The 11,930-nt window shown below is 40.2% G+C and carries 11 protein-coding genes; 5 read left to right on the forward strand and 6 right to left on the reverse strand.

What is annotated here, in order from left to right:
• Positions 1–123 precede the first annotated feature (123 nt).
• On the forward strand, positions 124–1,776 hold the full coding sequence (gene paaN, locus KF872_05405; protein MBX2902975.1) for a phenylacetic acid degradation protein PaaN: 1,653 nt from the start codon (positions 124–126) through the stop codon (positions 1,774–1,776).
• 185 nt (positions 1,777–1,961) lie between these two features.
• Positions 1,962–2,273 carry a hypothetical protein gene (locus KF872_05410; GenBank protein ID MBX2902976.1) on the forward strand — a complete coding sequence of 104 codons (312 nt, stop codon included), beginning with the start codon at positions 1,962–1,964 and terminating at the stop codon, positions 2,271–2,273.
• Position 2,274: 1 nt separating this feature from the next.
• Here the strand turns inward: KF872_05410 and eno are convergent, their stop codons facing one another.
• The 6 genes from eno to KF872_05440 all read right to left on the reverse strand — a co-directional run bounded on the left by eno (position 2,275) and on the right by KF872_05440 (position 9,531).
• The gene (eno, locus tag KF872_05415; GenBank protein MBX2902977.1) at positions 2,275–3,567 is read right to left on the reverse strand and encodes a phosphopyruvate hydratase; all 1,293 of its coding nucleotides are present in this window, start codon (positions 3,565–3,567) and stop codon (positions 2,275–2,277) included.
• Between the two features lie 125 nt (positions 3,568–3,692).
• Positions 3,693–4,871 carry a hypothetical protein gene (locus KF872_05420; GenBank protein ID MBX2902978.1) on the reverse strand — a complete coding sequence of 393 codons (1,179 nt, stop codon included), beginning with the start codon at positions 4,869–4,871 and terminating at the stop codon, positions 3,693–3,695.
• A gap of 133 nt (positions 4,872–5,004) precedes the next feature.
• Positions 5,005–5,787 carry a queuosine precursor transporter gene (locus tag KF872_05425; GenBank protein ID MBX2902979.1) on the reverse strand — a complete coding sequence of 261 codons (783 nt, stop codon included), beginning with the start codon at positions 5,785–5,787 and terminating at the stop codon, positions 5,005–5,007.
• Positions 5,788–5,791: 4 nt separating this feature from the next.
• On the reverse strand, positions 5,792–6,754 hold the full coding sequence (locus KF872_05430; GenBank protein MBX2902980.1) for a T9SS type A sorting domain-containing protein: 963 nt from the start codon (positions 6,752–6,754) through the stop codon (positions 5,792–5,794).
• 1 nt (position 6,755) lies between these two features.
• Positions 6,756–7,949, reverse strand: a complete 1,194-nt coding sequence (locus tag KF872_05435; GenBank protein ID MBX2902981.1) for a GlmU family protein — start codon at positions 7,947–7,949, stop codon at positions 6,756–6,758.
• A 43-nt stretch (positions 7,950–7,992) separates the two neighbouring features.
• Complete coding sequence (locus KF872_05440; GenBank protein MBX2902982.1) at positions 7,993–9,531, reverse strand: glutamate--tRNA ligase; 1,539 nt, start codon at positions 9,529–9,531, stop codon at positions 7,993–7,995.
• Positions 9,532–9,605: 74 nt separating this feature from the next.
• Here KF872_05440 and KF872_05445 point away from each other — a divergent pair, with 74 nt between their 5' ends.
• The 3 genes from KF872_05445 (at position 9,606) to KF872_05455 (ending at position 11,928) form a co-directional block, all read left to right on the forward strand.
• A complete protein-coding gene (locus KF872_05445) occupies positions 9,606–10,271 on the forward strand; it encodes a polysaccharide deacetylase family protein (protein MBX2902983.1) in 666 nt (221 codons plus the stop codon).
• Between the two features lie 7 nt (positions 10,272–10,278).
• Positions 10,279–11,214 (forward strand): putative sulfate exporter family transporter, encoded by a 936-nt coding sequence (locus KF872_05450; GenBank protein ID MBX2902984.1) that lies wholly within the window; start codon positions 10,279–10,281, stop codon positions 11,212–11,214.
• A 129-nt stretch (positions 11,215–11,343) separates the two neighbouring features.
• Entirely contained in the window at positions 11,344–11,928 is a 585-nt protein-coding gene (locus tag KF872_05455; GenBank protein MBX2902985.1) for a DUF5606 domain-containing protein, read from the forward strand.
• Positions 11,929–11,930: the final 2 nt, after the last annotated feature.

Consider the following 11,930-nt stretch of genomic DNA (forward strand, 5'->3'; position numbering starts at 1 on the left):
TTGTTTAATAACAAATATAATAGGTTTAAAACAAGGTTAAAACACCACCCCTGCCCTCTAACAAAAATTTATGGAGCCACATTTTTTACTTTCTTCGCCCAACAAAACAAAAACAGCATAATCATGGCACTTAGTTCAGCTTACTCAGAAATTATTTCAAATGCCATTAAGGCAATTCATGCAAGAACTTTTTTTGCGCAATATCCGGAACATCCCAAAGCCTATGGCGAAGAAGCTCCTGCAAAAGGACAGGTGGCTTTTGATGCACAACGCAACCAAAAATTTGAAGGACTACTGCAAACCAATGCTACCGAATGGATTGGAGAAGAAGTGTCGCCATTTACAATGGAAGCACTTGGTGTTACATACCCTGCATTTGATACCGATACTTTAGTTGTTCGCTCCGGCAGGGCCTTTGAGCAATGGCGTAAACTGAGTGCCGATGACCGCGCAGAAGTGTTGGTAGATGCATTAGAGAGAATTAAAAACCGCTTTTTTGAAATTGCATTTGCTACCCAACACACCACAGGACAATCTTTTATTATGAGTTTCCAAGCCAGCGGTCCGCACGCCAACGATCGTGCATTAGAAGCGCTAGCATTGGGCTACCAAGAAATTACACGCTTTCCAAGCAATATAACATGGGCAAAACCTGCAGGCAAAACCACCATTACATTAGAAAAAACATATCGCCCTGTACCAAAAGGTATTTCATTGGTAATTGGCTGCTCTACTTTCCCAACTTGGAATAGTGTTCCGGGCTTATTTGCCTCGCTTATTACCGGAAACACGGCTATTGTGAAACCACATCCTAAAAGTGTGTATCCAATTGCTGTAGTGGTTGCAGAAATTCAGGCAGCATTAAAAGCAAAAGATTTAGACGTAAATATCTGCCAACTGGCTGTAGATAGCAGCAGCAACCTTATTACCAAAAAACTAGCCGAGCACCCGCTCGTAAAAGTAATTGACTACACCGGAGGTTCTGCATTTGGAGCTTATATAGAAAGCCTTCCTGGGAAAACCACTTTTACCGAAAAAGCAGGTGTTAATTCTGTGATTTTAGACTCTGTTGCCGATATAAAAGCTGTAGCACAAAACTTATCGTTTGCAGTTTCGTTGTATTCCGGGCAAATGTGTACCGCTCCGCAAAACTTTTTTATTCCTGCCACAGGCATAAAAACAGCCGAAGGAACATTGAGCTACGATGAAACCGTGAAAACACTTACCGGATCCATTAGCGGCTTGGCAGCACATCCGCAAATGGGAGCCGGCACCTTGGGTGCTGTACAAAATGAGGTTACTCTAAAACGTGTTGAAAGCGTAAAAGATATTGCCACAGTTTTGGTTGAACCATCGGCAGTTGCCAATGCAGAATTCCCAAATGCTCGCACTTGCAGCCCAATAGTATTAGAAACCAATGCCAAAGATTTTGGTGTTTTTGAAAATGAACTATTTGGTCCAATTGTGCTAATAGTTAAAACACAAAACACAGAAGAAAGTCTTCACTTGGCAAAAGAAATGGCAGCCAAACACGGAGCAATTACTTGTGCTGCATATACTACCGATCCAAGTGTAGCAGCCCGCATAGAAGACGAAATGGAAAGTGTTTTTGCCCCTGTAAGTTTTAACCTCACCGGAGGTATCTTTGTAAACCAACACGCAACATTCAGCGATTTTCACGTTACCGGAGGCAACCCTGCCGGCAACGCTTCATTTACCAATCCTGAATATGTAAATAAACGTTTTGTGTGGGTAGGGCACAGAAAAGCCGTGTAAATAAATTTCAAACAGTATTTAAAGCAGCCTAAACAGCTGCTTTTTTTATGCCCAATGAAAGCGCTACCATATAAACAACGCTACGAGTTTCAAGTATGCACTAAAGTGAATACATTTTTAAAAATTGTACCAACGCCTGTTAAATAACGCTTGTGTTATTTATTAAACTCTGCTACTTTAGCCATATGGCAAGTTCGTTAGACAAATGGGAACCCAACAAAGGAAAAGCTCCCGATTATTACGAAACAGTAAAGTATGTATATAAATACATAGACTTTCATATTGCCGAACACGAAGCCTACCTTATACTCGACACTTTTATTTTTAAATGGAACGATTCCTTAGGAAAAGTAATTAAAGAAGAAGAGTTTAAGAGCTATGTAATTAGCGAACTACGCACGCACTATTACCTTTTCTTACCGGAAGAAAAAATAAAAACGGTAATTACACATATTATAGGCTACTTAAAAGCCGTTGGGCAATACAAGCCTGTATAAACTACTTTCTAAGGAATTTAAACTTTTTTCCCGGATAGTACGCCATTGGTCCCAACTCTTCTTCGATACGAATTAGTTGGTTATATTTGGCTATTCTATCGGTTCTGGATGCCGAACCGGTTTTTATTTGCCCGCAATTTAAGGCCACTGCTAAGTCGGCAATGGTAGTATCTTCAGTTTCGCCACTGCGATGGCTCATTACCGAGGTATAAGAATGGCGGGTTGCCAAAGCTACAGTTTCTACAGTTTCGCTCAGTGAGCCTATTTGGTTTACTTTTACTAAAATAGAATTGGCAGTTTGCTTATCTATTCCTTGCTGCAAGCGAATAGAGTTGGTAACAAATAAATCATCGCCCACCAACTGCACTTTGTTTCCTAACTTTTCGGTTAGTAAGGCCCAGCCTTTCCAATCGTCTTCGGCCATGCCATCTTCAATAGAAATAATAGGATATTTTTTGCACCATTGCGCCCAATACTCTACCATTTCTTCGCTCTTCAATTTCTTTCCTGTACTTTTCTTAAAGTGGTATAGTTTGCTCTTTTCATCATAAAATTCGGTGCTGGCAGCATCCATGGCAATAAATACATTTTCGCCCGGTTTGTAACCTGCCGCCTCAATTGCCATAAGCACTATTTCAATGGCAGCTTCGTTGCTGGCAATATCGGGAGCAAAACCACCTTCATCGCCTACGTTAGTGCTATATCCTTTCTTTTTAAGAACCGATTTTAAATGGTGAAAAATTTCTACGCCCATTTGCAGTGCTTCGCTAAAAGTATCGGCACCTACGGGCATTACCATGAATTCTTGAAAATCTATTTTGTTATCGGCATGTGCTCCACCGTTTAAGATATTCATCATTGGAATTGGCAGCGTGTGTGCGCTTACACCACCCACATAGCGGTAAAGCGGAATGCCCAACTCATCGGCAGCAGCTTTGGAAGCTGCTAAACTAACTGCCAAAATTGCATTGGCTCCCAACTTACTTTTGTTGGGCGTGCCATCTAACAACTGCAATACTCTATCAATTGCATTTTGCTCAAATACATTAAAGCCGTTTAATTCTTTTGCAATAACTGTATTTATATTTTGAACTGCCTTCAATACGCCTTTGCCGAGGTAAGTATTCTTTTTACCATCGCGCAATTCCACGGCTTCGTGCTTTCCCGTAGATGCACCACTTGGCACGGCTGCTCTACCGAGCGAACCATTAGAGGTTATTACATCGGCCTCTACAGTTGGGTTTCCTCTGGAATCTAAAATTTGGCGTGCGTGAATAGCTGTAATTATGCTCATATCTTGAATTTTGCGCGCAATAATACAACAGTTTCGCTAACTGATGGCAGCTAAATAATAAAAAAAAGACGGCTCTTTTGGAACCGCCTTAGTCTGAACAAGTCTGAAAAAAGTTTAGATAGTTGTTATTTAATTGGAACTACTTTTTCTATGGTTATTCCATTTGCCGATACAGATAAAAACCCACTCTGCTCCGGTAATTGGTTAAAGAAATCTTTGTAAGTATTGCCGAGTATGGTGTAACCACCTGTGTTTAAATCGTAGAATAAATTATTGGTAAGGTTTACATTTTTACCTTCAGATTTATTGAAGTAGTATGCTTGGTTAGCAGCTTGCTTGCTATCTATGGTTAATTTTATTCGGTTAAAGTTTATAAGCTGGTTATCGGTATTGCCATTTAATGCTACTCCATAAATAGCGCCTGCACCTCCTACAGAAATTGAATTGCCATTGATGTTGGCATAATTGTTTTCTAAACCCATACAATCGTTTAAGTAAACTCCGTATTTACCATTGGTGGCATTGATAATATTATTTGTAATAACTGTATTGTTATTACACTTATTGAGTGCCACAGCTTTGTAATCTTCATACTTTGTAAAAGAACTTACTGCATTATCTGTAAGTATAGGAGCATCTTCATTTTCTAACACAATACCTGCTTCGTGTTGGTTATGAAACAAACAACCGGAGATTAGTGTTCTAATAGCAGTAGCATCCGACTTTTTATACAATCCGAAACTTCCATTATCAAACTCTGTATCGTCAAAAGTAAGGTAATCTTTTTTGCCCTGCGGTGTGCAATAAACTATTGCATTGTTGGCTCCGGTTCTGGCACCTTCCACACCACTTAAAATACAACTCTTAAAACTAACGTTAGAAGCATTGCCATCAATGCGCACTACATTTCCGTAAGTAGAAGCATTGTTTTCAAAAGAAAGATTTTCGAAAGAAAGGAAAGAGGCGTCTTTTAATCCTATAATGTATTCTGCTCCTTCGGTTGGCGTTTCAAACACCACATCGGAATTATTTCCCGTTTTAGACTCGAAAGTTACAATATTCATAGGATTGGTTCCTTTAATGGCACCAATATTTACTTTCTCTTTATACTTTCCTTTTTCGATTGCAATCCATACCGGACCAGAAACGCCATTTTCTTGCAAACTGCGTACAGCCTCATTCATATTTTTAAAATTGCCACCTTCACCGATGGTATATTCTCCATTAAGAGGCTCGGCAACCGCTCCCACCGAAAGAAGGAACAATAACGAAAAAATCATTGTGAATTCGTAGTGCTTTTTCATGACTTGTAATTTTTATGGATGTTTTTGAAACTTTTCTTTTTTCTTATCGTAACATATCGTTACAGGGTGCAAAATAGGTCTATGCTCTTGATTTGTCAAGAGTTGTATAGATTTATTTTGCTATTGGCATGTTTTACGCATTAGCTGCTTCGGTTTTTAATTGAACTGCCACCTCGTGCCCCAAGTACTTTTCTATAAGTGTATGCCCCAAATAAATAAGCGGTGTAAGTACAATTGCCATTACAAATTTATATAGGTAATTTACCGTGCACACAGCCAAAACCAATTGAATGCTCCATTGCTGTTCGGTACCAATTCGCGTAACATAAAATGCATAAAAAAGCACCACAAAAGAATCTATCAATTGCGATACCAGCGTGGAACCTGTGGCTCGAAGCCAGATATGTTTCTCACCCGTTAGTTGCTTCACTTTATGAAAAATTGCCACATCCACCACTTGCGAAATAATAAACGCTAACAGCGAACCCACAATAATACTATTGCCCTGCCCAAATACCGCATCGTAGGCATCTTCGTAATTTAAGCTATTGCCAAAAGAAGAATTAAAAACCCACCACGAAGCGGGAGTGGTTTCCATAGCGCCATTTATCATTAAATACGAATAGGCAATCATCCCGGCACCTAAAAATGAAAGAAAACGAACGCCCTTTTTCCCAAAGTATTCATTGATAATATCGGTCATTACAAACACAAACGGCCATAACAATACTCCGCAAGTAAGATCTAACCCAACTATTTTTTCTCCAAAAAAATTGAACTCTGGCGCGCTCATTCCAAGCGTTTGGTGCAAGGAGAAAATTTTTACCCCAATAAACTCTGCTACAATTGCATTGGTAATAAAAAATGCACTTAAAACAATAAATAGCTTAGAAGGTTTTGAACTTAGTATCTGCATAAAATTACTCTACCATTATGCGCCTAACCTGCATCTCGGTTTCATAAAATAGATGAACAAAATAACAACCCGCAGCAAGCGTTTCAGGTATTGCAATATAAGATGTATTTCCTACAGCTACCATGTTTCCTTCGGTTGAAAACAAACTTACCTTTGCCGGAAATTCGCCTTGTATAAATAAAGTACTTCCACGTTTTACAGGATTTGGAAACACAGCTGCTACCACTCCAACTTCTCGAATTGAAACAGTGGGCTGCTGATGAATAACGCCCACAGCATCTAAATCGAAACCGCCACTCGGAAATGGTGTTGGAAACGGGTCGTTCACTTTATTTCCTGCAGTATCGCGCGTAGCATACGCATTATCTATGCTGCCTACTACGTCTATTATTTTCACATGTGTAATATGCGTTATATCCAAACCTGGTATTCCGGTCATTTCTTCCAAATCAAAAGGTGTACCAAAGTTTGCCCTGTACTTTCCTGCTAAGTTATTAAGCAATTTTGCATCGGTTAATCCAAAAGAGGCTGTTTGCGTTGCAGTATCGGTTAAAGAGTGAGCCGGGAAACGGAAAAAGTTTACACCATCGCTGCTTACCTCCACAAATGCCAACTCCAAAAAGCTATCATCAAACGAATTTTCAAATACTGCAAAATCGAAACCTGCATCATTTTTAATAGGTGAAGCAAATGTGCAAACTGCATAGCCTCCATCGCCTAAGCTCAGTACTCCATTTTCGCCCGCTTTACCAACCGGAGCAAGCGAATCGCCTACTGTAGTACGACCTAAAGTAGTGTCGGCAATATTTTGCCATCCTCGCACAATGTTGCAATGTGTTGCCCAGCTTACAAAAACAACACTGTCTTTATGTATAGCCGAAGAGCCTGCAGTGCCCGCACTTGGAGCGTACTGTCCGTAACCAGTTGCAAACAATATTCCACAAAGTGCCATCAGTACATACTTCATATTACTTTCTCCATTTAGCATCGTAATCAAAAACATATTTAAGAACTGCTACTTCTGCTTCGCTTAATGTAATGTTTCTTCTTTCCATCATTCGCTGTATGGCATCTAAACTTTTATCGAAGGTAAAAGTGCGCAACCACTGTGCGCCTCCCCATGTAAAAGATGGAATAAACTTAGGTGGAAAATCGCTACCAAACACATTGGCACAAACGCCAACCGTAGTACCTGTATTAAACATGGTATTGATACCGCTTTTGCTGTGGTCGCCCATTAGCAAGCCACAAAACTGTAGCCCTGTTTTAATATTTTTTTCTTCCTCGTAGCTCCACACATCTACTTCCGCATAGTTATTTTTCAAATTACTGTTATTGGTATCGGCACCTAAATTGCACCACTCACCTATTACGCTATTGCCCACAAAACCATCGTGTGCTTTATTGCTGTAAGCAAAGAAAACACTGTTGTTTACTTCGCCTCCAACTTTGCAGTGTGGGCCTAAGGTTGTGGCGCCATATATTTTAGCGCCCATTTTAAGAACGGCATGCTCGCACAAGGCAAAGGGAGCACGTACCATGCAACCCTCCATTACTTCAGCATCTCTTCCAATATAAACAGCGCCAGCTTTAGTATTGAAAATAGTTGCTTCTACCGTGGCACCTTCTTCAATAAAGATACGCGATTCATCGCCAATTACGGTATTGGTCTTGCTGAGTTTGGCACTTTTCCTGCCGAATGTAATTAAATCGAAATCTGCCTCGATAGCGGCTCCATTCAGTTTAAAAATATCCCATCGGTTTTGCAGCAACATAGTTTCGAACGTAAACTCAACCGAAGGCAATGTCATTGCAATATCAAGTACATTTTGTGTGGTAACATCACTTCTTTGAGTTTTAAAAGCTAATACTTGGTTGCCTGCCTTCAACACGCTTTCCATAGGAAGTTTTTCTATCATTTCACGCAGCAACAGCGATGGTAAAAGTGCAGCATTCACTAGTACATTCTCTTTATTAAACACAGGAGGAAATACTGCTTGCAAATAGTGTTCGGTAAGCACAGAAACTTTTTGTAGAAAGTATTTTTCCCACTTTTCTCTAATAGTAAGAATGCCCACTCGCAAATCGGCAACAGGTCTTGTAAATGTAAACGGAAGAAAACGCTGATGCTGTGCAGTGGTTTCAAACAAAATGATATTCATAGAACAGTTTCAATTCATTAAACGAGTGAATAGCCAGTATGCGCTAAAAAGAGTCGAATAAGTCGGCAGCCTTTGAAATACGGCTCAATGCTTTTTCTTTTCCAAAAAGCTGCATGATATCAAATACCGGAGGACCTTGCATGGTTCCTGCCAAGGCAATGCGCAACAATGGCATTACTTCACCAATTTTCACTTGCTTTTCGGCAATAAAGTTTTTAAAGTGTGCCTCTATGGCAACGGCAGAAAAATCGCCTAACGATTGTAATTGCTTAACCAGTTCTTGCAGCAATGCCTTCTTTTCGCTGCTCCAACGTTTCTTTACATTATCGGTATCGTAGGTTTTTACTTCTTCAAAGAAATAATAGCCCATTTCTAATAAATCCGATAAAAATGTAGCACGCTCTTTCATTAAGCCACAAAAGGTTTCTACATATCCCAAGTTAAAATTGTAGCCCTTTGCTTCTACTTCGTAACGAATGGCAGTAGCAAGTTCGGCATTGGTTTTAGACTTCAGATATTGCTGGTTGAACCATTTTGCTTTTTCAAAATCGAAACGTGCTCCGGCTTTATGCACTTTCTCTAAGCTAAAGGCTGCAATTAACTCTTCACGCGTCATCATTTCTTGGTTATTGCCCGGATTCCAACCCAACAATGCCAAGAAATTCATAACAGCTTCGGGAAAAAATCCACGCTCGCGGTAGCCTACCGAAAGGTTTCCTGTTTCGGGATCTGTCCAGCTCAATGGAAACGAAGGGAATCCCAAACGATCGCCATCGCGTTTACTTAATTTTCCATTGCCATCGGGCTTTAAAATCAACGATAAATGCGCAAACTTAGGCATAGATGTTTCAATGCCCAGGGCGCGATACAGCAACACGTGCAGTGGCGCGGAGCTTAACCATTCTTCGCCACGTATAACGTGTGTAATTTTCATCATGTAATCATCGGCTACATTGGCAAGGTGATAGGTGGGCATGCCATCGCTTTTAAACAGCACTTTATCGTCTAACTGCGAAGTATTAAAAGAAACCCAGCCACGTACTTCATCATAAAACTTCACCTCTTCGTTGCGTGGCATTTTAAAGCGAACCACATAAGGTTCGGCAGCTGCCAAACGCGCCTTCACTTCATCTTCGCTCAGCGATGTTGAATTTTTCATATACTGCCTAGACACTGCATTATACGATGGGTTGGGAACGCCCTGAGCCTGCATATTCACACGCATTTGCTCCAACTCCTCGGGCGTATCGAAAGCATAATAAGCATCGCCCGATGCCAATAATTTTTCTGCAAATTCCTTATATAAGTTTTTACGCTCGCTTTGGCGATAAGGTGCAAAATCGCCATCGCCAAAACCTAAACCCTCGTTGGGTTCAATACCACACCACTTCAATGCTTCAATAATATAAGCTTCTGCACCCGGCACAAAACGGTTTTGGTCGGTATCTTCTATACGTAGAATAAAATCGCCACCTTGCTGCTTTGCCAGCAAATAATTAAACAACGCTGTGCGTACTCCGCCAATGTGTAACGGTCCTGTAGGACTTGGTGCAAAACGCACTCTTATTTTTTTATCGCTCATAATTTTAAAAACGGGTTGCGAATTTAATGTTATGTTCCATTTTAGCTTTATTGATTTTTTTTGAGGCCGTAAGCATGGATATTTTTCCACAAGGCGCTAAAATGCCTGACTTTGTGATGCAACTATTCCCGGAATGCGTTTGGAGGCGCAATACGCCCGATACCATTTTCCTTACATTTGATGATGGACCCACGCCCGATGTAACCGAATTTGTATTACAGCAATTGCAACAATACAATGCCCAAGGCACTTTCTTTTGTATTGGAAAAAATGTGCAGCAGCACCCGGAAATTATTGAAAAGATACTTTCAAAAAAGCATGTAATTGCTAACCACACCATGCACCATTTAAACGGTTGGAAAGCAACTGCCGAAGTATATAAACAAGAGATTGAAGCCTGTGAAGCATTGCTCAACCACCATCAGCCGTTGCTTAATGAGCAGAGAATGTTTAGACCTCCATACGGCAGAATTACTCCATCGCAAATACGTGAAGTTGGCAAAACACACCAACTCATTCTTTGGGATGTTTTAAGTTACGATTTCAATGAAAACATAGATGGAGAAGCCGTGGCGCAGCTGGTGATTAAACATACAGAACCAGGCTCTATTGTTGTTTTTCACGATAGTGTAAAAGCATTCCCTCGCTTAAAAATCGCATTGCCTATTGTGTTAGATTACTTTACAAAAATAGGATGTAAATTTGCAGCATTAACTTTAAACACTACGCACGGAAACTAAATACACAATGAAAACACCAACTAAAGAAACCATTATATTCCTTATTCCGGCAGCACTTTGCCTTACGCCTCTTATTTCGCCACCTATTGCATTGATCATGGGCATTGTGGTAGCACAACTCATCGAACATCCATTCAAAGAGTACAACAAAAAGTCAATAAACCTTTTGTTGCAGTTTTCTATTGTGGGCTTAGGATTTGGAATAAATGTGCAAAGCGCTTTGAAAGCAGGAAAAGAAGGTATAGTGTTTACAGTTATCTCTATTGCAGCAACCCTCCTTTTGGGTTGGCTGGTGGGCAAAGCACTTAAACTAGATCGAGTAACATCTTTTCTTATTTCGGCAGGTACGGCAATTTGTGGAGGTAGCGCCATTGCTGCACTTACGCCTGTATTAAAGGCCAACGAAAAACAAGTAAGCATTTCACTCGGTACTGTTTTTATTCTAAACTCTATTGCCTTGTTTTTATTTCCCCCAATTGGAAAATACCTTCATTTATCGCAATCAGATTTTGGGCTTTGGTGTGCCATTGCCATACACGATACCAGCTCTGTAGTAGGCGCAGCCGCCAAGTATGGGAACGAAGCACTGCAAATAGCAACTACTGTAAAACTAGCACGCGCCTTATGGATTATTCCCTTAACGCTCCTAAGCGCCTTCTTTTTTAAAAGTGCCGATGCCAAAATTACGATCCCCTACTTTATCGGATTTTTTATCCTTGCCATTATTGCCAATACATACATACCAATGCTTGCCAGCCTTGCGCCATATATTGTTCATGTTTCAAAAGCAGGATTAACGCTCACTTTATTTCTTATTGGCTCCGGCTTATCTACATCTATGCTAAAATCGGTAGGCATACAACCAATTATACAAGGAGTTTTTTTGTGGATTACCATATCGGCAACAGCACTTTGGGCAATTGTACAATTTGCTTCGCAGTAGTATAAAATCTCCTGAATACAAAACTAAAAGCGCTTGCTACACTTAGTTTTTAGCACAGATAGTGGCAGTAAGTTTTTAAGGTTCACTTAAATTCATACCTTCGCAATCCTTTTAAAACTTAAAAGTAAGATGACATTAGCAGAAATAGTAGCTATTACAGGCCTTCCGGGATTATATAAAGTATCCGGAAAAAGAAATGACGGATTGGTAGTAACTTCATTGGTGGACGATAAAACCACTTTTGTTTCGGGAAGAAAACACCTCTTTACTACGCTTGATAATGTTACCATGTACACCACCGGTGATGGTATTACATTAAAAGCCGTATTAACCGAAATGAAAAAACAAGAAGCCGGCAACCCGCCTGCTGCTAAAGACGATGCAGCCATTAAGGCTTATATCGAAAAAATAATTCCCGATTACGATAAGGAAAAAGTATATGTAAGCGATATGAAAAAATTGCTGAAATGGTACGAAATCCTAAATGCAAAAAATTTAGTTGAAGAACTAATTAAAGAAGAAGCCGAAACAGTTGCTGCAACTACCGAAGAAGCAACAGCAGAAGAAAAGCCTACAAAAAAATCGGCAGCAAAAGACGCTGTTGCCAAGCCTAAAAAAGAAGCTAAACCTAAAGTAGAAAAAACTACCAAAGCCGTAGCTCCCAAACCGGCACCGGCAGCTAAAAAGGTTTCTGCTCCTCGAAAAGCTCAATAATT

Source organism: Chitinophagales bacterium, from assembly GCA_019638515.1.
Classification (GTDB): Bacteria; Bacteroidota; Bacteroidia; order Chitinophagales; family LD1; genus UBA7692.

Bases quoted from the DNA above. Each gene is read 5' to 3' on its own strand.
- KF872_05425 (MBX2902979.1), bottom strand. From the start codon at position 5,787: ATGCAGATACTAAGTTCAAAACCTTCTAAGCTATTTATTGTTTTAAGT.
- KF872_05445 (MBX2902983.1), top strand. From the start codon at position 9,606: ATGGATATTTTTCCACAAGGCGCTAAAATGCCTGACTTTGTGATGCAA.
- KF872_05435 (MBX2902981.1), bottom strand. From the start codon at position 7,949: ATGAATATCATTTTGTTTGAAACCACTGCACAGCATCAGCGTTTTCTT.
- KF872_05410 (MBX2902976.1), top strand. From the start codon at position 1,962: ATGGCAAGTTCGTTAGACAAATGGGAACCCAACAAAGGAAAAGCTCCC.
- KF872_05430 (MBX2902980.1), bottom strand. From the start codon at position 6,754: ATGAAGTATGTACTGATGGCACTTTGTGGAATATTGTTTGCAACTGGT.
- KF872_05450 (MBX2902984.1), top strand. From the start codon at position 10,279: ATGAAAACACCAACTAAAGAAACCATTATATTCCTTATTCCGGCAGCA.
- KF872_05455 (MBX2902985.1), top strand. From the start codon at position 11,344: ATGACATTAGCAGAAATAGTAGCTATTACAGGCCTTCCGGGATTATAT.
- eno (MBX2902977.1), bottom strand. From the start codon at position 3,567: ATGAGCATAATTACAGCTATTCACGCACGCCAAATTTTAGATTCCAGA.
- KF872_05420 (MBX2902978.1), bottom strand. From the start codon at position 4,871: ATGAAAAAGCACTACGAATTCACAATGATTTTTTCGTTATTGTTCCTT.
- KF872_05440 (MBX2902982.1), bottom strand. From the start codon at position 9,531: ATGAGCGATAAAAAAATAAGAGTGCGTTTTGCACCAAGTCCTACAGGA.
- paaN (MBX2902975.1), top strand. From the start codon at position 124: ATGGCACTTAGTTCAGCTTACTCAGAAATTATTTCAAATGCCATTAAG.